This window comes from Deltaproteobacteria bacterium (genome assembly GCA_020848905.1).
Lineage (GTDB): Bacteria > Myxococcota_A > Polyangia.
The window spans coordinates 267096-292699 of record JADLHG010000056.1 but is presented as its reverse complement, the minus strand read 5'-3'; the positions used below and the strand labels follow the sequence as shown (position 1 = coordinate 292699).

Sequence of the window (25604 nt, the reverse complement as noted above, 5' to 3'; positions counted from 1 at the left end):
ACACGCGCCCTTGGCCCGATATGCTGGCCGTACCGATCCGAGGAGGAACCCATGGGCCGCTCGCTCTCGCCGAGGCTGCTTCTACTCACGGGGCTTCTGGCCTCAAGCCCTGCCGCCTACGCCGGCGACGAGCCTTCGAAGGCTACCCCACCCGAAGGGGCCGCACCAGCGCGCAAGGGACTCAGCCACAAGTACCAGGTGGGTCTCGGCGTGCGCGTCGGCTCCGGCTACCGGATCGTGGCCCCTTACCACGAGGAGTTCTGCGGCGACAAGGACGACAAGGGGACCCCGAAAAGCGTCTGCGGCGGGATGTATCCCTTCTGGATCGAGTTCTCGCCCAGCTTCGGGATCACCTCCTCGTGGGAGGTGTTCGTGGACTTCCGGCTCCCGCTCGCCACGCCGCGCTTCTCGGACGCGCGCGGCTTCTTCCTCTCCCCGGGGCTGAAGTACTACACCGACCCGGACGGTCTCTTTAAGATGTTCCTCACCTTCCAGCCGGTCTTCGAGTTCCAGGGTCAGGCCACGGCGGGCCTCGCCAACTTCGACTTCGGCGTGCGGAGCGTGCTCGGCGTGAACTTCGACGTGCTGCGCTACCTGGGCCTCTACGCGCAGGCCGGCGTGATCCTCGGCTTCACCCGCTGGCTCACCTTCACCGCCGACTTCGGCGGCGGCATCCAGGTGCGGTACTGAGCACGGCCGCAGGACACCGAGGGGTCCGGTGCTCCTACCCGCGCAGGAGCGCCTCTTGCGCTGCCTCGAGAAAGGCCAGGAAGTCCCCGAGCCGCTGGTCCGCGCGCCCCGCGACACGGTGCAGCCGGCCCAGGTCCTGTTCCAGCCGTACCGGATCGAGGGGCGTGCTGTACGCGTGACGGAAGAAGTGGCGAAAGGCGAGTAGCGCGAGAAGCTCGTTCTCCAGCTCCGCGTCGAGGATCGGCGGTCGCACCCCGGGCACCTGGACGAAGGCCTGTGATAGCAGCTCCTGGTGCCACCGCTCGCCGCGCGGGAGATCCCCGTCGAGTTGCCGGGCCACCCGCTCGATAGCCGCCTCGAGGGCCGTGTACCAGCCGTGGAGCGACACGGCCGCCAGCGCGAGCTGCGCGACGTCCCGGGCCGCCTCGTCCCATCGTCCCAGCACCGCCTGCGCCTCGGCCGCGCGAGTCCGCATCGCGTGCCGGTCGGTCTCGAGCTCTCGTCGCAAGCGCGCAAGGGAGGCCAGAGAAGCGGTCGTCGCCGACGGCGAGTCAGGCATGGAGGGCCCGTCCTTCCCGAAGGACGCGATCGCGGAAGTCGGCCGGCAGCTCTTCGAAGCGCAGGAGGTCCACCTCGCGACCCAGCGCCCGCTCGAGCTGCAACCGCACCTCGGCCAGCGCCTCCGGGGAAAGTCCGTCCACGACCACGTCCACGTCGGATCGCACCCCGAAAGCGCCCCAGGCCACGGAACCGATGAGCCAGGCTCGAGCGACCCGACCTCCGCAAATCAACCTGCCGAGCTCAGCGCGCGCGCCTTCGAGGACGCGCGCTCGTGCTGCCGCATCGAGACGGAGCCGCTCCGCGTGGCGGGCGAGAAGGGTTCTTGCCAGCTCTCGAGGCGTCGTACCCATGAACGAGATCGAGCATATCACGCGCGGCGAGGGGCTTCGACACCCACGCTCGAGGACCCGCTACGGCGACCTCGGTCGCCCTCGCGCGCCCCGCGCGAGGCGCCTCGTCAATCCTTGAGACAGCGCACGCTGTGCCCGTATCTCAATCCGGTGTAGGCACGGGTGGCCTCGGCGGTGAGGTACGTCAGCATGAGGTACTGCGCGTCTGCGCCAGTGCCCAACGTCGACGACCACCAGAAACCGTAGAGGCCCATCGTCCCGAAACGTATCAGGTCACGAACGCCACCGGGAAGGGCCGTAAAGCCACTGCTGTTGCTGGCTCCGGCGTTGGGGGTGGTCCAGAGGCCCGTACCGGCTACCTTCATCTTCCCGCCGGCGACCGCCGAGCCCCCCAAGTGATCCGTGAGCACCGTCCACTCGGCACCGGTCGGCACGTGCCAGCCCGTCGGGCATATGCCTCTCGCATCGGTAGCAGCATATCCCGTGTATAGCCGGCCGTAGATGGCGACATTGCTATCCTTGCCGTCGTAAGCCCATTGGTACTTGGGGGCGGCTTCGGCCGATAGATCCGCCGTGGTGGTGCCTATCGCGTCGCCGTTACGGTACCTCGTGACCTTGAGGTTCTCTCTCAGCCATGTCTGCGTGCCGATAGTGACCGTGCCGTAGACATTGCCGTCGATGTCGATGGGTGCGTTCGAGGTCGTGACCGTCGCGGAGGTGGACTTCTGCGCGACCGGCGGGCCGCCGACCTGCTCGCGCACGACCACCTGGAGGCCCACGCTGCTGCACCCTGCGTTCGCGGTGATGGTGACGGTGACGGTCCCTTGCGCCGAGGTGGTGGCGCTAGCGGGGGTCACCGTCCCGCAGCTCGCCGTGAGCTCGACGACCACCCCCGCGGCGGGCACGTAGCCCCCCTGTCCGTCCGGACGGGTCACCGTGATCGTCACCTGCGTGGGCGTATTGACCGGGACCTGCGGGGGCATCGGCACGTTCACCTGGTAGCCCGCGGGCGGCGTGGCCTGCCCGACCTCCAGGGCGAAGAGGTCGAAGGGCAAGAGCTTCGTCACCAGGAGGGCGTAGAGCTCGTCGGCGCCCCCGGCGCGCGTGGCTTTGAAGGAGAGCGAGAAATCGACCTGGCCTGAGGTAGCAGGGACGCGCGCGAGCGTCTCGGGCTCGCTGAGACCGGCCACGCGGCGCACGAGCACCACCTCGTGCACGTTGTAGGGGCCAAGCCCGGGGAGGAAGTCGACCTTCGACGGGTCGAGCTTCACGGTGACCTTGACCGGGTCGTTGACCGCAAAGTTCGGGACATCGGCGGTGGCGGTGCCGACGGGAGAGCGTCCGAGCTCGAGCGAGTGCTTGAGCTCGAGGACGTCCAGGCGTTCGACGCCGAGGAGCTCGAGCGCGCCGCCGAGGTCGGAGCCGACGCCGGCTCGGAGCTCCAAGGAGAGGCCGTAGGACGAGGCGTAGTCGGCGGCTTCGATCTGCGTGCGCCAGAGGGCGAAGCTCCCCTCGAGCTTGGGGCCGGCCTGAGCCTCGAACGCCGTGAAGCGCAGGGACTTCAGGAACGGATTGCCGATCGCGAGCTCGGCCTTGCCGAAGACCGAGAAGCGGGGCTCGAAGCGCAGGTCGGTCCCGAAGTTCGGCATGCTGAAGACGGGCTTGGCCTCGGCGGTGCCGGTGATCGATTGGACGAACCGACAGGGGCCTCCCCGTGGGCAAGCGATGCCGTCCTCAGACTGCACCGACACCGACGCCTTGGCGCCGATGCTGGCCGAGGCCACGGTGAGCTTGCCGCCGAGCTCGAAGCCGACCTTCAGGGGAATCAGGCCCCCCACGAGGAGCGACGCGGGTCCTCCGATGGGAATGCGGATCGCTCCGAGCTCGAGCTCACAGGGGAGCGCCCCCTCGAAGGCCACGCTCACCGTCGCGCTCCCGTCGTAGCTCGCGCCGAGACCGCCGCGGAGCACGAGACGCTCGAGCCCGTGCGCGTCCGTGTAGACCAGGTCCAGGCTGAAGGTCTGTGTGAAGGACAGGGCGGGGGGAATCGTGAGCAGGATCGGCAGGCGGTTCAGGCCCGTGAGGGCCGGCTCGCAGGTGAAGGGCCCCAGCTTGACCTCGTTGCTCGCCGAGGCGCGTCGCACGCCGTCGCCCTCGCTGGCCTTGGCAGGGGCGGCCTTGGGCGTGAAGGTGAGGGTGGTGCCGGTCTGCTTCACGTCGTAGAGCCCGAGAAGCTCCGGATTGATCAGCAGCTCGGCGCGCGTGAGGTCGAAGGTCTCCGAGATGTCGAGGTGCGGGAAGAGCTCGCGCGGCGGGACGAGCTTGAGGGTCACCGTCGTGCGGTCCCCCTCGGGGCTCGCGCTGACAACCTTGCCGGCCACGGGCTTGGACTCGGAGTTCACCACGAGGCCGCCGACGGTCGGCGCGGGGACGCCCGCGAGCGTGACGCGGTAGGTGTTCCGGACGCTCGGCGCGGCTGCAGGATCGACGGCCACTGGGTCCCCCACGATCTGCGCATCGGTGAGGAGGAGCGTGCCCGGCGGAACCTCGGTGACGAGGGCGAGCAGGGGCGGCGACGCGACGCCCTGGGCCTCGGCCACGATCTGCGTCGAGCCGTTCGCCACCTTGGCCGTCACGAGGCCGTCAGCATCGACGGCGATGCGCTCCCCGCGCGTCGAGCGCCAGGCGACCGGCGCGCTCACGGCGTTGCCCGCGGCGTCGAGCACCTGGGCAACCAAGCGGGCGGTGCCGCCGACCTTCGTCAGCAGGACGGCGTCGGGCACGATGCGCACCCGACTCGCGGCTCCGGGTGGTGGCGTCTGCTCGCCTCCGCCGCAGCTCGCGCACAGCAGCAACGCCACCAGCATGCCCCTTCCGCATCCACCCCTCGTTCCCATGGTCTCCCCCTCCTCGCGCTACAGAAACCCGTAGCGCCTTCTCACGAACCACTCGAGCGCGAGCAGAAACAGCGTCCCGGCGAGCCACCAGGGCCGGCTCCAGAGCTCGAGGTCCTTACGCCAGTTGACGTGCAGCACGCGGGGCTCGAGAAAGGGGAGGTCCGGCAACCGATCGGCCTGCTCGAGAAAGCGACCGCCCGTGGCCGCGGCCAGCTCGCGCAGGAGTTCCGGACGCGCCCGGGGTTCTCGCTCCTCGGGCCCGGCCGCATCCACCAGCGCCAGCGCCTCCTCGCTCGTGTCGCGCCCGCCGATCCGCGCGCGCGCCGAAAGGCGATAGGCTCCCACCGCCTCGGGGCGATACTCCAGCCGCACCTCCCCCTCCGCGTCGGTCACCGCCTCCTTCGCCGTGGTCTTGCCACTGCTCACCGGCCCGAGCTCGTAGCGCACCTTCAGGCCCTTCGCCGGGCGGTAGTCGGGCTGGTAGGCGCGCACGGTGGCCTTGAGCGTCTGTCCGAGCGCGATCGTGTCGCGCTGGAAGATGACCCGCAGGTACTTCAGCTCCGGGTCCTGCATCAGCCATCGGATGGCGTTGCGCCAGAAGCGGTCGTAGGCCTGGCGAGTCCCGCCCTGCCCGACGGAGAGGAAGGCCCAGTGCCAGAGCGAGTCCGTGGTCAGGGCCAGGGTGCGCCCCTGCCCCACCTCGCGCGTGGCGAGCACCGGCATCGGCTGACCGTCGGTCGCCTTCAGCGCCGGGTGCGTGGCGAGCGCCGTGGCCCCCGAGGCGAGGCCTGCCACCTTGTTCACCCCCGCAAGCGCGGGCGAGACGGCGAGCAACTGCTCGGTCTCCTCGCGGCTGCGCGCGAGCTGCAGGATCGGATGGTCTTTCCCTTCGGCGGTCAGCCGCATCCGGAAGTCCTCGGTCGAGACCAGCCGGTCTGCCGCGAGCTCGGGCGGCAAGAGCCGCACGGGCAGCACCTCCGCGAGCGGGGTGTCGGCGTAGCCGCCCGCAGTGAAGCTCAGGTCGCCCCCGAGCATGGCCAGGCCCCCTCCCCGCTCCACGTACTGTCGAAGCTGCGGCAGGTAGACCCCGATGCCGTACGGGCCGTAGTTGAAGTTCTGCAGGATCACGAGGTCGAAGCTGCCGAGCTCCTTCTCGAAGAGCTCCTCCGTCGGAAACGGGATGAGCGAGAGCTCGCTCGAAGGGACGAGCGCGAGCGACGCGGGCGTGCGCAGAATGAAGAACGAGATGAGGTCCACGTTCGGGTCCCGCTTCAGCAAGCGCCGCAGGAAACGCTGGTCCCACGAAGGACGGCCGCAGACCTGCAACACCCGGATACGGTCCCGGATCACGTTCAGCAGCGCCGAGCGCCGGTTGTTCGTGGCCAGCGCCTCTCCGGGGTAGACGGGGGCCGAGACGCTCAGCACGTACTTGCCGACCCGCTGCGGGACGAACTCGAACTTCACCCGGTAGCGCTCGCGGCCACGCTCGAGCCGCACTCGCCGCTCGGCCACCACCTCCCCGCCGAGCTCGAGGCGCAGCGGGACCTCGGTCACGGCGAGGCCGCTCACCGCCAGGTCCGCCTCGACGGTGACGGCGTTGCGCACGAAGGCGAAACCGTCGGCGTGGAGCTCCGCCACCGAGAGGTCCACGATCTCGCCTCTGCCCACCCAGACGGCGTGCACCGGGGCGCCGAGCCGCTTGACGATCTGCCGCCCTTCCGGCGAGAGGCGCCCGCTACCCAGGCGGCCGTTGTCGATGCCGTCGCTCACCAGCACCACCCCCGCGAGATCCACCCCGTGATAGCGCTTCCGCAGCTCGGTCAGCGCCTCGCCGATGCGCGTGGCGGGATCCCGCGCGACGAGGCCCGTGCCGTCGGCCCCCGGCAGCACACGCAGATCGGCCCCGAAGGCGTAGCGGTCGACGCGGCGCTTCCGCTCCCACGCGGCGAGCTGTGGGCGGCTCCGCTCGAGGAGCGCCTGCGCCCGTTCCACGCGCGCCGGCCCCTTCTGCTCGTCGCGCAGCGCCATCGACCCCGAGAGATCCACGAGCAGAGCGACGTGATTCGGCACGCGCGTCACGCTGCGGAGCTGAATCGCAGGCTGCAGCACCATCACCAGGGCCGCCGCGAGGGCCAGGCCACGCAGGGCGAGCAGCAGGAGGCGGGCTCGCCGTCGCGCGACGCGGCGGAAGCCCCACGCCGAGAGCGCGAGGGCCGCGAGAGCCACCGCGGCGGCGAAGACCACCATCGCCGTCCCCCAGGGGGAGAGGAGCACCAGCTTCCAGTCCTGGAAGGTCTCGGCGGCGGGGGGGTTCACCGGCGTCAGCCTACCCCAAGACCCCGGGGGCGACCAGGCGCCGCCAAAACGCCCGCTCGGGCCACGATCTCCGTCGGAGAGGCCCCCTCGCGCGCCGCACGCAACCCACCTTTGATTTGCTCGGCGCGGGTGATATAACGCGCAGCGGCACCGGCCCGACCGACCCGCCCCACCCGCGAGCGCGCGCCGGTCGAGCCGACGACAGCGGCCCTTCGGCCCGAGGTGAGATCATGCCCCACGCGTCCACGACCTTCTCCGTTTTGCGATCGAGCATCGGCGCCAAGGCGCTGATGGCGGTGACCGGGGTCGTCCTCTTCGGCTTCGTGCTCGGTCATATGGTCGGCAACCTCCAGGTCTTCGCCGGGCCCGAGCGGCTCAACGGCTACGCGAAGACGCTCCATTCGATGCCCGCTCTCGTCTGGATCGTGCGCCTCACGCTCCTCTTCGCGCTCGTCCTGCACATCGTCGCCTCGGTGAAGGTCGCCATCCGCTCCAAGCGCGCCCGCCCGGAGCGCTATCACCGCGTGCGCTACGGCGCGGCCACCTACGCCTCGCGCACCATGCGCCTGAGCGGACCGATCATCGCCGCCTTCGTCATCTACCACCTGATGCACTTCACCACCGGCAACGCCCACCCGAGCTTCCAGCCGGGCGACGTCTACCACAACGTGGTGGTGGGCTTCTCGAACCCGCTGGTCTCGGGCTTCTACATCCTGGCCCAGATCCTCCTGGCGACGCACCTGTTCCACGGGGTGTGGAGCCTCTTTCAGACCCTCGGGCTGAATCGCCCCGGGCTGGACCGGCGCCTGCGTACCGGGGCGGCGCTGTTCGCGACGGTGGTGGCGGTGGGCAACATCTCGATGCCGGTGGCCGTACTCGCCGGTCTCGTGCGCTAGCGCGAAGGAGAGCCGACCATGCGCCTCGACGCCAAGGTTCCCCAGGGCCCCATCTCCGAGAAGTGGGACCGTCACCGTTTCGACCTCAAGCTGGTCAATCCGGCCAACAAGCGCCGCTTCAACGTGATCGTCGTGGGGAGCGGCCTGGCCGGCGCCTCGGCGGCGGCGACGCTCGCCGAGCTCGGCTACAACGTGGCCTGCTTCTGTTTTCAGGACAGCCCGCGGCGCGCGCACAGCATCGCGGCCCAGGGCGGGATCAACGCCGCCAAGAACTACCAGAACGACGGCGACAGCATCTACCGCCTCTTTTACGACACGGTGAAGGGGGGAGATTTCCGCGCCCGCGAGGCGAACGTCTACCGCCTGGCGCAGGTGAGCGTGAACATCATCGATCAATGCGTGGCGCAGGGGGTCCCCTTCGCCCGCGAGTACGGGGGCGTCCTGGCCAACCGCTCCTTCGGCGGCGCACAGGTGAGCCGCACCTTCTACGCGCGCGGCCAGACGGGGCAGCAGCTCCTCCTCGGCGCCTACTCGGCCCTCGCGCGGCAGATCGGCCTCGGCAAGGTGAAGATGTTTCCGCGCACCGAGATGCTGGACCTCGTCCTCGTGGACGGTCAGGCGCGCGGGATCGTGGTGCGCGACCTCGTGAACGGAGCGATCCGGTCGCACGCGGCCCACGCGGTGGTGCTGGCCACCGGGGGCTACGGCAACGTCTTCTTTCTCTCGACCAACGCGAAGGGCTGCAACGTCACCGCTACCTACCGCGCGCACAAGCGGGGGGCCTTCTTCGCGAACCCGTGCTTCACGCAGATCCACCCCACCTGCATCCCGGTGAGCGGCAGCCATCAGAGCAAGCTCACCCTGATGAGCGAGTCGCTGCGCAACGACGGCCGCATCTGGGTGCCGCAGAAGAAGGGGGACGGCCGGCGCCCGGACCAGATCCCCGAGGCGGAGCGCGACTATTACCTCGAGCGGCGCTACCCGAGCTTCGGCAACCTCGTCCCGCGGGACGTGGCTTCGCGCGCGGCGAAGGCGGTCTGCGACGAGGGTCGCGGCGTCGGCCCGGGAGGGCTCGGCGTGTACCTCGACTTCTCCTCGGCGATCCAGCGCCTCGGCGAGGGCGCGATCCGCGACCGCTACGGCAACCTCTTCGACATGTACGAGCGCATCACCGACGAGAACCCGTACAAGGTGCCGATGCGCATCTTCCCCGCGGTGCACTACACCATGGGCGGCCTCTGGGTGGACTACAACCTGATGAGCACCGTGGACGGGCTTTTCGTCCTCGGGGAGGCGAACTTCTCCGACCACGGCGCGAACCGGCTGGGGGCGAGCGCGCTGATGCAGGGCCTCGCCGACGGCTACTTCGTCATCCCCTACACCCTCGGGGACTACCTCGCGCGCACCAAGCTCGGGGCCGTCGATGAGGGGCACGCGGCCTTCAAGCAGGTAGAACAGGAGACGCGCACGCGCATCGACCGGCTCTTCGCGGTCAAGGGGAAGCGCTCTCCCGACAGCTTCCACCGCGAGCTCGGCCTGATGATGTGGAACGGGTGCGGCATGGGTCGCACCGAGGCCGGCCTCACCGAGCTCCTGGCGCGCATCCCGGAGCTTCGGGCGCGCTTCTGGAAGGAGGTCACCGTCCTCGGCGGCGCGGGCGAGCTGAACCAGCAGCTCGAGAAGGCCGGTCGCGTGGCCGACTTCCTCGAGTTCGCCGAGCTGATGGTGAAGGACGCGCTGCTCCGGCGCGAGAGCTGCGGCGGGCACTTCCGGGAGGAGTTCCAGACCCCCGACGGCGAGGCGCAGCGCGACGACGACCAGTTCAGCCACGTCACGGCCTGGGAGTACAAGGGCGAGGGGGAAGCGCCGGCCGAGCACCGCGAGCCGCTGTCCTTCGAGTACGTGAAGCCGACGAAGAGGAGCTACCAGTGAAAGCCCTGAACCTGACGCTCAAGGTCTGGCGGCAGTCGAGCAGCAAGGACGCGGGTCGGCTCGCGACGTACGCGGCCAAGGACATCAGCCCCGACATGTCCTTTCTCGAGATGCTGGACGTGGTGAACGAGGAGCTGGTCCAGAAGGGGGAGGACCCGATCGCCTTCGACCACGACTGTCGCGAGGGGATCTGCGGCATGTGCGGCGTGGTGATCAACGGCGAGGCCCACGGGCCGCACGCGGGGACCACCACCTGCCAGCTCCACATGCGGAGCTTCCGCGACGGAGACGAGGTGGTCGTGGAGCCCTGGCGCGCGGCGGCCTTCCCCGTGGTCAAGGATCTGGTAGTGGACCGGAGCTCGCTCGACCGCATCATGCAGGCGGGGGGCTTCGTCTCGGTGCACACGGGCAGCCCGCCCGACGGAAACGCCATCCCGATCGGCAAAGAGATAGCCGAGAAGGCGATGGACGCGGCGGCGTGCATCGGCTGCGGCGCGTGCGTGGCCGCTTGCCCGAACGCGGCGGCGATGCTCTTCACGGCGGCGAAGGTCTCCCAGCTCGCGCTCCTGCCGCAGGGACAACCGGAGCGGACGACCCGCGTCCTCAATATGGTGGCGGCCATGGAGGCCGAGAACTTCGGGGCGTGCACGAACCACGGCGAGTGCGAGGACGCCTGCCCGAAGAGCATCCGCCTCGGCTTCATCGCCCGCCTCAACCGCGAGCTCTATCGCGCGGGGCTGGTCAAAGAGGAGGCCCCGGTGCGGCAAGAGGGGGCCGGGTAGGTCCGGCGCACCGCCCGCCCGAGGCGCCCCGAGGCGACGCGTCCGCCGGTGCCGGACGGGCAACGCGGCCGCTCCCCCGAGATCACTGCACCTTTCCGCTCCGACACCCTTGGCTCGTCAGAACACCGGCTCGTCGCCTGGCCCTGTCTTTTTGCCTCCAACCGGGTCACCCTCTGTTTTCAGCGCCCCGACGTGAATGCCGGGGCGGCCGTGGGACAACCAACGGGGTGATGCTGAGCGTGACGCGAGAGAGCGGAGTCCACGGCAGTCCGACCATTAGCCGCGAGCTCGTGCTCCGCTGCCAGCACGGGGAGCGCGAGGCTCAGGCCGAATTCTACCGGCGCTACCGCCAAGAAGTGGCCCGCACGCTCTATCGCGTCCTCGGTCCGCACGCGGACCTCGAGGACGCGCTCCAGGACGTCTTCGTCGAGGTCTTCCGCTCCATCGAGAAGTTCCGCGGCGACGCCAAGGTCACCACCTGGCTCTACCGGGTCTGCGTGAACGTCGGCCTGCAGAAGGTGCGACGCACCATGCGGCGCCCCGAGGGGTACGCCACGATCAAGGAGGACCTGCCGGACCACGAGACGCCGCTCCGGTCGCTCGAGCGCAAGGAGAGCTCGGCCGTGGTCTACGGCGTCCTCGACACCCTGGCCCCGAAGAAGCGGGTGGTCTTCATCCTGCACGAGCTGATGGGGATGGACGCCTCCGAGATCAGCGAGGTGGTGGGCGCCAACGTCCTGACCGTCCGGACGCGCCTGCACTACGCCCGCAAGGAGTTCTACGAGAAGATCCTCCGCACGGAGTTCGCCGCGGGAGGAAAGCGATGAGCCGCCCCTGCAAGGGAAACACCTCGCGGCTCGTGGCGCTGATGGACGGGTCGCTCCGCCCGAGCGCGGCGGATCGGCTGCGCGAGCACCTCAAGGGCTGCCCCGCCTGCGAGACCGCGTACGCGCGACTGCAGCAGGTGCGGGGAGTCTGCCGAGAGCTCGGCCAGGCCGAGCCGCCCGAGCTGCCCTTCAAGCAGATCGAGGCGCAGATCCGCTGGCGCATCTCGCAGCTCGACGAGCGGAAGCGTCCGCGCGTCAGGTGGCCTCGCCTCGCGGCGGGACTCACGGCGGCAGCGGCCCTCGGGGCCCTCGCCGGGATCCTGGTCTACCGCCACCTCTCGCCGAGAGAAGGGCTCAGGGCGCCGGAGCGCGGCACGCTCGCGCGGCGCGGTGCGACGCTCGCCCCCGGCATCGCGCCCTCGGATCCGCGAACCGCGCTCGCCGCTCTCGGAACCCTCGTCGGAGGGGACGTGACGGTGGCGGGGTCGGACGGGTCGCGACGCGCGTTGACCCTGCGTCAGCGGCTCTCCGAGGGGGACCGGCTCGTCACGGGCAAGGGCTACGCGGCGGTGCAGTGGGGCGCGGGGACCGGCCTGCGCCTCGGTAACGGAGGGGAGCTCGAGCTCAGGCGACTGCGGCCGGGCGAGCAGGAGCTCGTCCTGTGGCAGGGCGCGCTGGACCTGGAGGTCGCGAAGCGCGCACCCGGCTCGCGCTTCGACGTGCTGGCCGCCGGCCTGCGCGCCACCGTGAAGGGCACGCGCTTTCGCGTGAGCACCGACGGTCGCGCGGCCAACGTGGAGGTGACCGAGGGAGAGGTGGCCGTTCAGCCGCAACGCGGAGCCTGGCAGCGCATGACGGTCCCGGCCGGCGCGGCGGGCACCACCGCGAGCGTGGTGGTGCGACCGGGGCAGAAGCTCTCCGTCACGGCCTCAGGCGTGGCCGAGCTCTCGACGGTGGAGGGACCACAGCTCCGCACCGCGCTGAACCTCCAGCCCTGGCCGAGCCTCGAGCGCGTCCTCTCCGCCACCGGGCTGCTCGCGGTGGAGACGCGGCCCGAGGACGCCGAGCTGCGGCTGGACGCGGTACGCCTCGGACCGACGAACCTGATGCTACGCGGCGCCATCGGGCGGCATCTCATCGAACTCTGGCGGGACGGCAAGCTCCTCCGGCAGGAGTGGGTGGTCCTGCGGTCCAACGAGGAGCACCGGCTCGCCGTGGACCTGCGCCGACAGCCCGCCGCACAGCCGCGTCCCGCTGTGCCCGCGGAGCTCCACGACGCCATCCGCAGCTACGCCGTGCAGATCCGCGGCTGCTACGAGCGGCGCCTGAAGCACGCGCCCGAGCTGGCGGGCCGCTTCGTGCTGCGCCTCGTGATCGACGACGAGGGGCAGGTCTCGCGGGCCGCCGTCGAGCGGGACACCCTGACCGATCCTCTCGTCGGCCAGTGCGCGCTGCAGGTCGTGCGGCGCTGGCGCTTCCCCTCCGGCCTGGCGGGCGAGGTCGCGTACCCCTTCACCTTCCGCGCCCAATAGGTCAGCGGCGACGCGCCGCGCGCAGCTTCTTGAACACGATCTCGGCCGCCGCGAAGAGCCCCTTGTCGCGCACGGTCTTGAGCGCGAGCCCCCGCGGCGTGAGGTCGAAGAACTTCTCCCCGTAGCGGGCGAGCTTCGCCTCGTCGAGCACGATCCCGAGCCCGGGCGCGGTGGGCACCGCCACGGTCCCCTCGCGATCCACCCGGATCGGCTCGGCCAGGAGGCCGTCGCGCGCCTCGGGGGTCCACCCCGGCGGCTCCAGCGGATACTCGAGCGGGAGGTCCCGCGCCCCCGCGGCATACACGTGCAGGTTGACGAGGAAGCCGAGCCCGTTGGTCCACGTGTGGGGGCTGAAGACGAGCCCCCGCTCGCGACAGGCCAGCATCAGCCGGTGCGCGTCGCTCACCCCGCCCCCGAAGGTGGCGTCGGGTTGATAGACGTCGAAGCAGCCCTTCTCGAGCATCACCTGGAACTCGTGCCATCCGTCGTTCAGCTCGGCCCCGGCGATCGGCACGAGCCCGAGCTTCCGGAGCGCCGCGAGGTCATCGTAGGCCCGCATGTCGAGCGGTTCCTCGAGCCAGCGCACCCCCTGGTCCCCGCAGACCCGGGCGAACTCGGTCGCCCGCTCGAGCGTCCAGAGCGGCGCGTCCTCGACGAGCGCCACGCGCCAGCCCTGGTTCGCGTCCACACCCAGCACGAAGGCGTCCCCCACGGCCCGGCGCACGACCTCCACCTGCGCGCGGTCCTCGGCCGGGTCGAAGCTGTGCACGCGGAGCTTCGCCGCGGAGAAGCCCTGGTCCCTCAGGCGCAGGATCTCCTCGGCGCGACGCTCCGGGGGGTGCACCTCCCCCGTCGAGGCGTACACCTTGACCCGCCCGGCATGGGTCCCCCCGAGCAGCGCCCAGACCGGCTTCCGCTCCACCTTGCCGCGGATGTCCCAGAAGGCGGCCTCGATCCAGTAGTTCCGCCAGCCGATGAAGCTCGCCTCGCGCAGCCGCTGCCGCACCGTGGCCAGGTCGAGGGGGTCGAGGCCGAGCAGATAGGGGCCGATGAGCCCCCCGAGCCCTTGCCGCTCCCGTTCAAAGGCTACCCCGGCGGCGAGCCCCTGCACTCCTTCGTTCGTGGTGAGCCGAAGCAGCGTGAAGCGGTTCTCGGTCTGCGGGTAGCCCGGGATCCAGGAGGGCCGAAAGGGCTTGAGCAACGGAATCGCCACGTGGAAGAGCTCGATGCGGTCGATCTTCATCGGCAGGCCCTCGCGCTAGGGGGAGGGCCGTTCTAGCACACTCCGCCCGCGGGGGAGCCCCCGTCGCAGGGCCCCGCCGCACCAGACCACGCTGGCGCCCCTTCCGCTGCCGAGGAGGGCTGATCTATGCTGCGCGCCGCGCCGGACCGCGCGTCCGGCGAACGGAGCCGCCCATGAAGATCGAAGGAACGCAGGAGATCACCCACCCCGCCCACCGGGTCTTCGCCGCCCTGCGCGACAAGAGCCCCGAGCTCGTGCCGTACATGCCGAACGTGGAGGCGATGGAGGTGCTGAGCCGCGAGGACGTCGGCCCCGTGGCGCACCTCTACAACAAGTGGCAGGGCTCGATGAGCGAGGTGCCGACCATCGCGCGCCCCTTCGTGAGCCGCGACATCGCCGCCTGGTTCGATCGCGCGAGCTGGGACGAGTCCAAGCTCCTCTGCACCTGGAAGCTCGAGTCGGTGCGGGCCCGCGAGATCTTCGACTGCAACGGCACCACGCTCGTCACCGAGAAGGGGCCGGACCACTCGACCTTCACCCTCACCGCGGATCTCATCATCCACGCCGAGAAGGTGCCCGGAGTGCCGCGCTTCCTCGCCAGCAAGGTCCAGGGGCCCCTCGAGCGGTTCATCGCCAACGCGCTGCGACCGAACCTCACGAGCGTGGCGAGCGCCGTGCAGAAGTACCTGGACGACCACCCCGAGGGGTAGGCCTAGGGCGCCGCCTCTCACTTTCGCTGCCGGAGGAGCCATGCCTAGAGCCTTGCCGCTCGCGACCGTTGTCGTGTGCCTCGCCACCCTCACGGCACGGGCCGAGGACCCGAAGCAGTACGGGCTGCCTGTCCTGACCCGCGCCGACTTCAACCGCCTCGCGGCGCGCGCCGACAGTCCCGTGCACTGGGTGGCGGACCGGAACGCAGACGGGCTCGTGGACCCCGCGGAGCTCGGCGCGGCCGGTTCCGGCGAGCCGCTCCAGCAGTTCGTGAGCGGCGGCAAGTTGACCCCGCGCTTCGAGCGCCTCTACCGCGAGCTCGTGGAGCTCAGGCGGCGCGAGTCCGTGGCCAGAGAGCTCGACGCGGGCCGTCCCGTGCTCGTCGAGACCGACCTCTCCCGCGCCTCGCCTGCGGAGCGCAAGCTGGTGAAGGAGCTCGTGGCCGCCGCCGCGCTGGTCGATGCGCTCTACTACCGCCAGATGGGCTCGGCCAGGCTCGTGCCCGAGCTGCGCAAGGCGACCCCCGCCGACCGCGCCCTCTTCGCGCGCAACAACGGGCCCTGGTGTCACACCCCCGCCACGCAGGGAGACCGGCACTGCAACGGGCTGCCGAGCTTCCCGGCGCGGCGCTCGGAGACCTACCCCGGCGAGGCGGAGATGGACGACGCGGGGTGCAAGGCGCTCGCCGCCCACGCGCAGGCCAAGCGGTTGCTCGACCCCTTCACCGTGGTGCGCAAGCGCAACGGGGAGCTCGTGGCCGTCTCGTCCCACGAGGATCCTCGCTTCGCCCCCCTGATGCGGCAGATCTCCCGCCGCCTGAAGAGCGCCGCCGCCCTGGTGAAGGCGGATCCTGGCGAGCAGGCGCTCCACAGGTACCTCCTCGCCGCGGCGGAGGGCTTCGCCACCAACTCCTGGGAGGCAGCGGACGAGGCCTGGGCCGCCATGAACGCGCAGAACAGCAAGTGGTACGTCCGTATCGGACCCGACGAGGTCTACGTGGACCCGTGCCAGCAGAAGGCCGGGTTCCACGTCTCGCTGGCCCGCATCGATCAGGAGTCGCTGAGCTGGCAGCAGAAGCTCACGCCCCTGCGTGAGCGCATGGAAGAGGGTCTCGCGGCGCTCATCGGCCCCCCGTATCGCGCGCGAAAGGTGCGCTTCCACATGCCGGACTTCATCCAGATGGTGCTCAACGCGGGGGACTCCCGCCATCCGCTCGGCGCCACGATCGGCCAGTCGCTCCCCAACTGGGGGAAGGTGGCGCAAGAGGGGCGCGGCCGCACGGTGGTGATGACCAACCTCTACGGCGATCCCGATTCGAAGCGCATCTCCCGGCTGCAGGCTACGTCTCTCTTCGACCGATCGACGCTGGCCCACTACACCGACGATCCGAAGGCCGCCCTCGTGGGGACGATCCTGCACGAGGCCACGCACAACTTCGGCCCGTACAGCGACTACCGGCTGGGAGGCAAGGCCCCCAAGGAGATCTTCGGCGGCACGCTGGCCTCGACCCTCGAGGAGCTGAAGGCGCAGACCGGATCCCTGTGGCTGCTGCCGCTGCTCGAGAAGCACAAGCTCCTCACCGCGCGCGAGGTGAAGCAGGCCTACGCGGCGGCGATCCTCTGGGCCTTCGGGCACATCTCCCGCGGCATGTTCTCACCCTCGGGACACCCGCAGCCCTACAGTCAGCTCGCGGCCGTGCAGGTGGGGACCTTCCTCCAGGAAGGAGCCATCACCTACGCGGCGGGTCTCTTCCGCATTCACTTCGACAAGCTCCCGGCGGCGGTGGAACGGCTGATGCAGCGCGTGGGCCGCATCAAGGCGCGGGGAGACGTGGCGGGGGCCAAGAAGCTGATCGAGGAATGGATCCTGCCTGCCGGTCAGCAGCGCCTCCACGCGATGGAGATCGCCCGGGAGATGCTGAAGCATCCCAAGGCCACCTTCCGCTACGGAATCAGATACTGACGTCCCCGGAGTCCGCGGGCTCGACCACCGGCTCGGCCGACGGCTCGGGGGCGACCGGGGACGCCTGGAGAGCCTCCGCGGCGGCCCGTTCGGCCATCAGGGATCGCAGGAGCACGAGCTCGCGCTCCGCGGCGGCGCCGGCCCAATGGAACATGAGCGGCACGAAGACCACGCCCGTGACCGCTACGAGGATCGGGGGCACGAAGAGGAGCACGGCCCCCGGCACCGTGCTCGCGGCCACGGTCCAGAAGAGGGCCACCATCCCGCGCTTCCCCCCGCCGACGGGCCAGCCGGACGCCGTCTCCCGCTGCACGCGCGTGACGTGCCGCACGGCGAGCACGGCCAGGACGGCGTGGGCGTGCCCCACCAGCACCAGGCTGATCACGATCCAGGTGTTGAATTCCTCGACCCGGGCCGAGAGCAGCACGGCCGCCACGAAAAGGTGCAGCGTTAGCGGGAGGAGCAGCGAGAGTGCCACGAGCGGGAGCACGAAGCTCTTGCGTTCGAGCCGCGCGACCGCGTCACCGGCGCGTTCCCAGACCGTCCACCGCTCGAGCCGCTCCAGATCGGTGAAGAGATCGCCGCTGCTCCCGGCCGCCGCGCGCGCGAGGCGCCGCAATCGCCACGCCCCGAGGAACCAGGCGGCCGTGAAGGCGAGCGGGATGGCGGCCCAGGCGGCGACGAGCACCATCGTGACGTGGCGAGCCCCCGTGAGGAGGTCGAGCAGCAGCAGTCCGAAGCTCGCCACACCGATGGCCCCGCCCCAGACCCGGGCCAGCCGGTAGGCGTAAAGGCGCACGAGGAGCGGTGGCAGAGGTTGCGGCGAACGCTCCCTCTGCAGCAGCTCGTGTCGGCAACGGGCAGCGAAGAGGTGATCTCTGTACACGGGTGACCGAGCGTCTGTACCTTCATCGTGACCGCCGGAAGGAGACCCTGCAAGTGGTGACCTTGAGGTTCGCGAGGGCGACCAGCCGCGACGGACGCACACCTACACGTCGCAGTCGCCTCGCGCGAGGTGTCGTGCTCGCGGCGCTCGTTACGCTCACCGTGGCGGCCTGCCGGTCCGCCGCGCCTCCGCCGCAGCCACGAGCGGACGCGGGCGCGCCTCGAGCCGCGCGGGCCGACGGCGTGCTTCAGGTGCTCTTCAGCCAGGGCGGCGCGCTACCGGCGTGTCAGCTCCACCTGCTCGTCGGGGACCGTGGCGCGCGCCAGCTCTCGGTGGAGCTCGGCGACGGCCGGCGCCGCGCCTTCTTTCCCCGGGCCCCCGGATACTGGGTTCGGCCGGCGCGTTTCCCCTTCGTCGGCCCTGCTTCGGGTCTACAGCTCGAACTTCACACGACCCTGCCCTGGGCTCCGCTCGTGGCCCCGTGGCCCCCGCGCGACCTTGAACGCCGCGCTGCCTCCCTGCATCGAGACTCGCTCCCGCGTGCCTGGGCCTTCGCCTGCGTCCTGCGTCGCCCGCGCGCCGGTGGCCAGGTGGTCTTCGGCACCTTCCACCAGGGACGCCCCCGCCTCGAGCGGCACGAGACGCTGGACGCGGCCGCGATGGACCCGCCGGCCCTGCGGCGGCGACTGGAACGCCTGCTCGACCCCTCGTGGTAGAGTCGGCAGGTGCGCGCGTTGAGGCTGGCAACCCTGCGAAGCGGATGCGTCCTGGCCCTCCTCTCGCTCTCGTGCCGCGCCGGGCTCGCCCCGCCGGCCGGCCCCCAGCTCAACCCCGACCGAGTAGCTGACGGCAAGCTCGTGGAGCCCCCCGGGCCGCGCTACCCCGATGGTCCGGGAAAAGAGGCGTTGCGCGACTGGGCCACGAACTGCTTCGAAAGGGGGCTTCGCCACAGCCCGGTCTTCGCGCGCGGCGGAACCGTCGTCGTGGCCTGGAGCGCGGACCGGCGCGGCGACCTGCTGCAGCTCGAATTCCCCGCCGACTCGTTTCGCGGCTGGGAGATCGACGCCCAGGGAGAGACGCTGGCCGACTGCATCGTGCGCAAGGCCCGACAGGGAAGCGTGCGCTGGAGTCGGACGGGCACGGCGCCGTTGCGCTTCCGCGGGACCTCCGACGGCGCTCCCGCCGCGGACGGAGGCGCTCCGAGCCCGCGCGCCTCCGACGGGAGCGGCAGCTAGGACGACCCGCCGGTCGCGACGAGCGCCGGCCGCCAGGCCTCGGGACAGCAGCGGGCTACCACCTCCCCCGTGAGGTCCACCCAGGCCGAGCAGCGGTCGAGGACCCAGGAATCCGCAGAGGCCACCACGTCGCTCGACGCCGCGAGCGTCCGGTCGGGGTTCGCGAGCAGCTCCACGGTCCAGGGCCAGGCCTGCGCCGCGGCCTGCTCGAGGAGGCGCGCCCGGAGCCGGCCGCTGTTGGAGACGGGGCGATCCAGGAGCCAGCAGACGCGAGACGCGCCCCGCCCCGTCAGCCACTCACCGACCAGCGAGATGGCGCGCTCGGTCTCCTCGACCGCGCGGTAGCTCCCGTGGACGCTCCCCAGGTCGCGCGTGCACCCGTCGCGTCCCAGGAGCAGGAGTCCCCCGGAGAGGGCCGTCTCGAGCGTAATGAGGCAGTTGAAGCCGTCCACCACCACGCCCCTGCCGTGGAGCGCCTCGGGGGACAGGCGCGAGACCGCCCGACGGGCGAGGGCTGCGTCGGAGCAGGCGCACCGCCCCACGGCCACGCGCTGCCGCTGCGTGAGGGCGTGCCGGTCGCCGACGAGCTTCAGGGCCGACGCATCGCGATAGCCGTGCGAGAGCAGCCACGAGAGCTCGGCCACCGCCGCGCGCAGGGCGCCGAGCGCCCCGGGAGCGAAGAGAGCCAGGTCCTGCGGGCCAGGGCCTCGGTGTGTTCGACGGTCCGTCACGGCCGGTCCACGGTGAGGAACTATGGTACAGTGGGGTTCTCGTCGCGCGCCACGCCGCGCCGCTCGGAACCGACGACGATGAACCACGACAACCCGCACGTCACGGATGCGACCTCGGCCACCTTCGAGGCCGAGGTTCTCACGCGGTCGCACGACCTCCCGGTGCTGGTCGACTTCTGGGCCGACTGGTGCGCCCCGTGCTTGGTGCTCGGCCCCGTGCTCGAGGCCGCCGTCGAGGCGCACGGTGGTGCTGTGCGTCTCGTGAAGGTGAACGCCGACGACGAGCCCGCTCTCGCCGCACGCTTCGGCGTGCGCGGGATCCCGGCGGTGAAGGCCTTCGTCGGGGGCCAGGTCGTGGCGGAATTCGTGGGGGCGCAGGACCGGCGGAGCGTGGACGCCTTCATCGCCAAGCTCTGCCCCCCGGCGGAGGAACGCACGCTCGCGGACGCGGAGAAGCTCGTGGCCGAGGGGAGCGCCGCCGAGGCCGAGAGCCGGGTCGCCCCTCTGCTCGACGCTCCGCACTACGGCGCGCGGGCCCGCCTGCTCTCGGCCAGGGCCGCGGCCGCCCGTGGGGCCTTCGCCGCGGCACGGGAGCGGATCGCACCGCTCGCCGACGAGGAGGGCGCCGAAGGTGACGCCGCACGCGCGCTCCTCCTGCGCCTCGAGCTCCGTGAGGCCGGCGCGTCCGCCGCTTCCCCCCAGGCCCTCGAGGCCCGGCTGGCGGAGAATCCGAAGGACTCGGAGCTGCGGTGGACTCTAGCCGGCCGCCACTACACGACGGGCGACCTCGAGAACGCCGTGGAGGCCCTCCTCGAGCTCCTACAGCGTGACCGCCGCTTCCGGCAGGACGGCGCACGGCGGGCGCTGCTTGCGCTCTTCGACGAGCTCGGCAGCGATCATCCCCTGGCTCGCGATGCGCGCCGGCGCATGCAGATCTACCTCTGATGCGCATCCCGCAGCTCGACCTCAAGGCGCAGTACGAGACGCTTCGCGGCGAGATCGACGCGGCCATCCGTCGGGTGCTGGAGGAGCAGCGCTTCATCTTGGGGCCCGAGGTCGAGGCCTTCGAACGCGAGGTGGCGGACTACGTCGGCACCGCGCACGCCGTCGGCGTCTCCTCGTGCAGCGACGCGCTGCTCATGTCGCTCCTGGCCCTCGGCGTCGGACCGGGCGACGAGGTCATCACCACCTGCTACTCCTTCATCGCCACGGCCGAGGCCATCGCGCGCACCGGCGCGAAGCCGGTGTTCGTCGACATCGACCCCGCGACCTACCAGCTCGACGTGACCCAGGTAGCGGCGCGCACGGGAGGACGTACCCGCGCCCTCCTCCCGGTACACCTCTTCGGTCGCTGCGCCCCCGTCGAGGAGCTCCGCCGGCTGGCCCCGGAGCTGGCCATCGTCGAGGACGTGGCCCAGTCCATGGGAGCCGAACGCCTGGGCAGCCGCGCCGGCAGCCTGGGTCGCCTGGGCTGCTTCTCGTTCTTCCCGAGCAAGAACCTCGGGGGCTACGGCGACGGCGGTATGGTCACGACCGACGATCCCGCGCTCGCCGAGCGGCTGAGGTCCCTCCGGCAGCACGGCCAGGCCGCGGGCAAGCGTCACGAGCACCACCTGGTGGGCGGGAACTTCCGTCTGGACGCGTTGCAGGCCGCCATCCTGCGCGTGAAGCTTCGCCACCTCGAGGACTGGACCGTCGCCCGGAGGCGCGTAGCGGACCACTATCGGCGCCTCGTGGCCGAGCTCGCCGTGGACGTCACGCTGCCACCCGAGGACGCACCCGACTGCAGAGACGTCTACAACCAATTCGTCATCCGCACGCCGAACCGGGACGCGCTCGTCGCGCACCTCGCGAGCCGAGGCATCGGCAGCGCCATCTACTACCCGCTGCCGCTCCACCTCCAGGGGGCGATGAGCAGCCTGGACCTGGGCCCCGGCGCCTTTCCGCACGCCGAGCGCGCGGCGCGCGAGTGCCTGGCCCTGCCCATGTACCCGGAGCTGACCATCGCGCAGATCGAGGAGATCGTCCGCGCGATCGCCGAGTTTCTCGGGGGCGGCTGAGGCGCCCCGACCACACCGCCGCACTTCGAAATTGACGCCCGAACGGGCCTATGGGATCACCAACGGATGCGCTCATCTCTGCTGCTCGTGGCCGTCACCCTGGCGGTATGGAGTCCAGCTCGTGCCGAGCCTCTGCGCGGCCTCCGGGTCGCGCGCCTGAACCCGGCGGACGACCCGTCTCCGCGACGGTGCCTGCCGAGGAGCGGCGCGCCCGCCGTGGCGCTCGTCAACGGAGAGCCCGGCACCTGCGACCCGCCGTGCCGCTCCGGCTTCTTTTGCAGGCAGGGGCAATGCACGAGCCTCTGCAACCCCCCCTGCCCCGTCGGGCAGCGCTGCGTGAAAGGGGACTGCGAGCCGATCGCCGCCGCGGGTGAGCCGAGCCGCTACAACTATTTCGGCATCCTCGGCGGAGGCAGCCCCGGGATCTCCGGGGGCGCGCAAAGCACCGGCACGGTGCAGCTGGAGTTCGGCGGCAAGTACGTGAGCCTTCAGATCGGTCCGGGCTTCGGCAAGGAGCTCACCACGCTGCGCACCACCATCCTCGGGCAGGTGCCGTTCCAGCCCATCTCGCGCCTCCCCTTCTTCCTGGTCCCCACGATCTCGCTCGGCTACGGCTTCGGGTGGCTGCGCGACACGCTCGAGACGCGCTACCAGGACTTCTTCATCACCCCGGGCCTGCGGCTGCGCTACGACGTCCACCCCCGCATCGCGCTCATGCTGGATGCCGTGTCGCTGCAGATCACCTTCGTCCGCCTCAGGTCCGACCGAAACACCGACGTGAAGCGCGACGACGGCGTGCCCCTCTTCTGGAACCTGGCCTTCGGCGTGGCCTTCCTCTACTAATAGAGGCATGTACCAGCGACTGTGGGTGGTGGCGATCCTCGGGGTCGCCTGGTCCGCGTGCAGCACCACGCTTCCGACCCTCCCCTCCTCCGACGGCAGCCCGCCCGACGGAAGACAAACCGACGGCTCCAGCTCGGACGGAACGGGGCCTGGCCCCGGGTGCGGCAACGGCCGGGTGGATCCCGGGGAGCTCTGCGACACGGCCATCACGAACGGCGCGGGATCGTGCCCCAAGCGCTGCGACGACGGCCAGAGCTGCACAGCGGATGCGCTGCACGGAAGCGCCTGCGCCGCGCTCTGCGAGTTCACCCCCATCACGCGCTGCGCGGCCGATCCGCCCGACGGGTGCTGTCCCGCTGGGTGCTCCCCCGGCAGCGACCCCGACTGCGGCAAGCCGACCTGCGGAAACGGGGACGTGGACCCCGGCGAGGCGTGCGACCTGGCCATCCCGCAGGGCATGCCCGGCGCGTGCCCGCAGCGGTGCAACGACGGGAACGACTGCACCCAGGACCTCTTGACGGGGACGGACTGCCAGCAGGTCTGCGCCAGCACCGCGATCACTCAGTGCGGCGGCAAGGGCCCCTCCGACGGATGCTGCCCGCCCGGCTGCACGAACGCGACCGACGCCGATTGCTCCACGACCTGCGGCAACGGCAAGGTGGATCCAGGCGAGAGCTGCGATACCGCTATCCCGCCGAACGGCCCCGGGGCCTGCCCGACCGCCTGCCGCGACGACAGCCCGTGCACGAAGGACGTCCTCACGGGCGGCGGCTGTGACGCGTCGTGTTCGTTTCAGCCCATCCTGGCGTGCGACCCCGGCGTGCGCGACGGCTGCTGCCCCCCCGGATGCACCTCCCTGACCGACGCGGACTGCACCAAGACCTGCGGCAACAGCGTGCTCGACTCCGGAGAGACCTGCGACATCGCGATTCCGTCGGGTGTCCAGGGGAGCTGCCCGCGGAGCTGCGACGACGGCGTGAGCTGCACGCAGGATCGGTTCAACGGGAGCGACTGCACCCTGACCTGCTCGCACTCCCCGATCACGGCGTGCAACCCGAACGACCGTGACGGCTGCTGCCCCGCGGGCTGCGCGACCGCCGACCGAGACCCGGACTGCTTGTGCGGTAACGGGATCCTGGAGCCGGGAGAGAAGTGCGACGTCGCGATCAAGGACCCGCAACGCGGCGGCTGCCCGATCTCTTGCGACGACGGGCAGGGCTGCACCGTGGACCAGCTCATCGGTGCCGGCTGTGACCAGCACTGCGCGCACCAGCCGATCACCGTGTGCAAGACGATCGCCGACGGGTGCTGCCCGAACCCGGCGGACCCGCTCTGCATGATCAGCGATCCGGACTGCACGATCTCGACGCGGTGAGAGGTAAGCCGACGCGCGGGAGGCCGTCTAGGTGGTCGGCTCCTCGTCGCGCGCCTCGGGGCGGAACCGCACGTGGAAGTGCGTCGCGTGCCCCGGCTCGTGCCGGATGACCACCGAGCGTCCCTGTGATCCGCGCGCGCACTGGAAGAGTTCGTCCAGCTGAGCCTTCGGCGCGCCAGTCTTCAGCGCGTGCTTGTAGATCGCACGCTGCAGCCGCAGGTCCACGAAGATGTAGGTCACGTCCTTGGTCTTGAGGAAGGTCTTGAGGAGGAACCAGGTGCGCTCGAGGTGCAGCGTGGCCGGCGTAGCTGCCCCCCACTTCGGGCCGGGCGTCTTGAGGGCGTACGCGATGTCCACGTCCCGGCCGCCGCGATGCGAGCGATGCGGCTTGAGGAAGCCGCCATGCCGCGTGCTCAGGTCGTAGACAGTCACCGCGGGCGCCGAGGCGTAGCGCCGGGCGTAGGCCGCAAACACGTCCTGCAGCCGCGTCACGGTGAGGAAGGTGCCGAAGGCGCGCTCGGCGTTACGGACCGCGTATCCGGGTCCGCTCTCGAGCTGGTAGAGGCCACGCCCGCCCGGCCGACGGAGAGGCGCCGTCTCCTCGACGACCCAGAGCTGCTGTCCTGGGCGGAGCGCCCCTTCCGCGTGGCGCGGGTTGAGGCGCCGCAGGAGGGGCAGCTTCATCTTGTACGTCTTCGCTATGCGCGCCAGCGTCTGGCCCGCCTTCACCGCGTGGCGCACCTTGCGGCGCGTCGGCCGCTCGAGGCTGGTCACGACCGTGAGCGTCTGGCCCGCGCGAAGGCGCGTGCCCTTCAGCTTGTTCAGGTTCTTGAGCTTGGCCTCGGGCACCCGGTAGAGGCGCGCGATATCCGCCAGGTGCTCGCCGGGGAGCACCTCGTGCTGGTAACGGTAAGCGAGGGCCGAGGGCGCGAGGCCGCCCACGATGAACAGGCACGTGCACCACGCGAGCGCGCGGCGCGAGAGAACGGGTCGCCGGGTGCTATTGCGCGCGTCCCACATACTCCTTGGCCCTGGTGCGTCGAATCGAGGTCATGAGCAGCGCTTCCACCGTCGATGAGCGAGCATGCCGTCCGTGCGGCGCCACGCTTATCGCACATGGGGGTACCTCCGACAACCCCGGTTCGACCGCACGCGCGCTTTTCTGCAGATCCCCTCGGGAGAGGGGATCAGGGGTTGCAGCAGCCCTTCTGCACGGCCTGCCGGCAGACCTCGCAGGGGGTGGCAGCGCTGAAGGTACCGCAGGGACCGACGGAGAGGACGCAGCTGCAGGTGCCGTTGTTCAGGCAGTTGAGCCGCTTCTCCGCGCCACCGCTCGGAGGCTTGCAGGTCGCGATGCAGAGGTAGACCGGGTCCTCGACGCACTTCCATTCGGACCAGGCCCCGCACACCGTCGGCCCGCTGTCCCCGCGGCGTGCGTCGGCGGGACGGCCGTCGCGTCGGAGGCCGTCCGTCGAGCGTGCGTCGCGCACCGGGCCGTCTCGTCGGGACCCATCGGTCGGCCGTCCGTCGATCGCTGCGCCGTCGCGGGCGCTGCCGTCTCGCGCCGCCCCGTCGTGCGCCGAGATCGCGTCGCGCCGGAGGAGATCCCGCGAGAGCCGCATGTCCGGCCAGGCCCCCGCATCCCCCCCGCCCGACTTCCCGCAGCCCGCGACGCCCACGAGGACCAGCGTCGCTATCGTCAGCCACCGAAGGCTCATGCTCGATCGCTCCAACCCCGTCGGTGCCGGGCGGTCCGTCCACCCGCGGGGATCGGC

At 71.0% G+C, this 25604-nt stretch carries 23 protein-coding genes; 14 read left to right on the top strand and 9 right to left on the bottom strand.

Annotated features, from left to right (window positions below):
* Positions 1–51 precede the first annotated feature (51 nt).
* Complete coding sequence (locus IT371_24625) at positions 52–690, top strand: hypothetical protein (protein ID MCC6750866.1); 639 nt, start codon at positions 52–54, stop codon at positions 688–690.
* 34 nt (positions 691–724) lie between these two features.
* Here the strand turns inward: IT371_24625 and IT371_24620 are convergent, their stop codons facing one another.
* From IT371_24620 to IT371_24605, 4 genes are all read right to left on the bottom strand, one after another.
* Positions 725–1249 (bottom strand): hypothetical protein, encoded by a 525-nt coding sequence (locus tag IT371_24620; protein MCC6750865.1) that lies wholly within the window; start codon positions 1247–1249, stop codon positions 725–727.
* Entirely contained in the window at positions 1242–1436 is a 195-nt protein-coding gene (locus IT371_24615) for a hypothetical protein (protein ID MCC6750864.1), read from the bottom strand. Before IT371_24615 ends, IT371_24620 begins: the two co-directional genes overlap by 8 nt.
* Before the next feature lie 272 nt (positions 1437–1708).
* On the bottom strand, positions 1709–4468 hold the full coding sequence (locus IT371_24610; protein ID MCC6750863.1) for a hypothetical protein: 2760 nt from the start codon (positions 4466–4468) through the stop codon (positions 1709–1711).
* A gap of 48 nt (positions 4469–4516) precedes the next feature.
* Positions 4517–6814 (bottom strand): hypothetical protein, encoded by a 2298-nt coding sequence (locus IT371_24605; GenBank protein MCC6750862.1) that lies wholly within the window; start codon positions 6812–6814, stop codon positions 4517–4519.
* A 230-nt stretch (positions 6815–7044) separates the two neighbouring features.
* On the opposite strand from IT371_24605, the gene IT371_24600 reads away from it, so the two are divergent.
* The 5 genes from IT371_24600 to IT371_24580 all read left to right on the top strand — a co-directional run bounded on the left by IT371_24600 (position 7045) and on the right by IT371_24580 (position 12783).
* Complete coding sequence (locus IT371_24600) at positions 7045–7710, top strand: succinate dehydrogenase cytochrome b subunit (GenBank protein ID MCC6750861.1); 666 nt, start codon at positions 7045–7047, stop codon at positions 7708–7710.
* An 18-nt stretch (positions 7711–7728) separates the two neighbouring features.
* Positions 7729–9642 carry a fumarate reductase/succinate dehydrogenase flavoprotein subunit gene (locus IT371_24595; protein ID MCC6750860.1) on the top strand — a complete coding sequence of 638 codons (1914 nt, stop codon included), beginning with the start codon at positions 7729–7731 and terminating at the stop codon, positions 9640–9642.
* A 5-nt stretch (positions 9643–9647) separates the two neighbouring features.
* Positions 9648–10424 (top strand): succinate dehydrogenase/fumarate reductase iron-sulfur subunit, encoded by a 777-nt coding sequence (locus tag IT371_24590; GenBank protein ID MCC6750859.1) that lies wholly within the window; start codon positions 9648–9650, stop codon positions 10422–10424.
* A gap of 230 nt (positions 10425–10654) precedes the next feature.
* A complete protein-coding gene (locus IT371_24585) occupies positions 10655–11251 on the top strand; it encodes a sigma-70 family RNA polymerase sigma factor (protein ID MCC6750858.1) in 597 nt (198 codons plus the stop codon).
* Positions 11248–12783 carry an AgmX/PglI C-terminal domain-containing protein gene (locus IT371_24580; protein MCC6750857.1) on the top strand — a complete coding sequence of 512 codons (1536 nt, stop codon included), beginning with the start codon at positions 11248–11250 and terminating at the stop codon, positions 12781–12783. The genes IT371_24585 and IT371_24580 overlap by 4 nt, the downstream gene beginning before the upstream one ends.
* Position 12784: 1 nt before the next feature.
* Here IT371_24580 and IT371_24575 read toward each other — a convergent pair whose 3' ends face one another.
* Entirely contained in the window at positions 12785–14026 is a 1242-nt protein-coding gene (locus IT371_24575; protein ID MCC6750856.1) for a mandelate racemase/muconate lactonizing enzyme family protein, read from the bottom strand.
* A 173-nt stretch (positions 14027–14199) separates the two neighbouring features.
* On the opposite strand from IT371_24575, the gene IT371_24570 reads away from it, so the two are divergent.
* Positions 14200–14736: a hypothetical protein gene (locus IT371_24570; protein MCC6750855.1), complete on the top strand. Its 537-nt coding sequence runs from the start codon at positions 14200–14202 to the stop codon at positions 14734–14736.
* A 40-nt stretch (positions 14737–14776) separates the two neighbouring features.
* Positions 14777–16699, top strand: coding sequence for a hypothetical protein (locus IT371_24565; GenBank protein MCC6750854.1), 1923 nt, complete (start codon positions 14777–14779; stop codon positions 16697–16699).
* Here IT371_24565 and IT371_24560 read toward each other — a convergent pair.
* Positions 16689–17585, bottom strand: a complete 897-nt coding sequence (locus tag IT371_24560; protein MCC6750853.1) for a hypothetical protein — start codon at positions 17583–17585, stop codon at positions 16689–16691. The genes IT371_24565 and IT371_24560 overlap by 11 nt on opposite strands.
* Positions 17586–17641: 56 nt before the next feature.
* On the opposite strand from IT371_24560, the gene IT371_24555 reads away from it, so the two are divergent.
* Together IT371_24555 and IT371_24550 are read left to right on the top strand one after the other, a co-directional pair.
* Positions 17642–18301, top strand: a complete 660-nt coding sequence (locus IT371_24555) for a hypothetical protein (GenBank protein ID MCC6750852.1) — start codon at positions 17642–17644, stop codon at positions 18299–18301.
* 18 nt (positions 18302–18319) lie between these two features.
* Positions 18320–18820, top strand: a complete 501-nt coding sequence (locus tag IT371_24550; GenBank protein ID MCC6750851.1) for a hypothetical protein — start codon at positions 18320–18322, stop codon at positions 18818–18820.
* Here IT371_24550 and IT371_24545 read toward each other — a convergent pair.
* Complete coding sequence (locus IT371_24545; protein ID MCC6750850.1) at positions 18817–19551, bottom strand: DUF434 domain-containing protein; 735 nt, start codon at positions 19549–19551, stop codon at positions 18817–18819. The genes IT371_24550 and IT371_24545 overlap by 4 nt on opposite strands.
* Positions 19552–19629: 78 nt before the next feature.
* Here IT371_24545 and IT371_24540 point away from each other — a divergent pair, with 78 nt between their 5' ends.
* The 4 genes from IT371_24540 to IT371_24525 all read left to right on the top strand — a co-directional run bounded on the left by IT371_24540 (position 19630) and on the right by IT371_24525 (position 23829).
* Complete coding sequence (locus IT371_24540; protein ID MCC6750849.1) at positions 19630–20496, top strand: tetratricopeptide repeat protein; 867 nt, start codon at positions 19630–19632, stop codon at positions 20494–20496.
* Entirely contained in the window at positions 20496–21611 is a 1116-nt protein-coding gene (locus IT371_24535) for a DegT/DnrJ/EryC1/StrS family aminotransferase (protein MCC6750848.1), read from the top strand. Before IT371_24540 ends, IT371_24535 begins: the two co-directional genes overlap by 1 nt.
* 66 nt (positions 21612–21677) lie before the next feature.
* A complete protein-coding gene (locus IT371_24530) occupies positions 21678–22454 on the top strand; it encodes a hypothetical protein (protein MCC6750847.1) in 777 nt (258 codons plus the stop codon).
* A gap of 7 nt (positions 22455–22461) precedes the next feature.
* On the top strand, positions 22462–23829 hold the full coding sequence (locus IT371_24525) for a hypothetical protein (GenBank protein ID MCC6750846.1): 1368 nt from the start codon (positions 22462–22464) through the stop codon (positions 23827–23829).
* A 27-nt stretch (positions 23830–23856) separates the two neighbouring features.
* Here the strand turns inward: IT371_24525 and IT371_24520 are convergent, their stop codons facing one another.
* Together IT371_24520 and IT371_24515 are read right to left on the bottom strand one after the other, a co-directional pair.
* Complete coding sequence (locus IT371_24520) at positions 23857–24849, bottom strand: penicillin-insensitive murein endopeptidase (protein ID MCC6750845.1); 993 nt, start codon at positions 24847–24849, stop codon at positions 23857–23859.
* 167 nt (positions 24850–25016) lie between these two features.
* Positions 25017–25547: a hypothetical protein gene (locus tag IT371_24515; protein ID MCC6750844.1), complete on the bottom strand. Its 531-nt coding sequence runs from the start codon at positions 25545–25547 to the stop codon at positions 25017–25019.
* Positions 25548–25604: the final 57 nt, after the last annotated feature.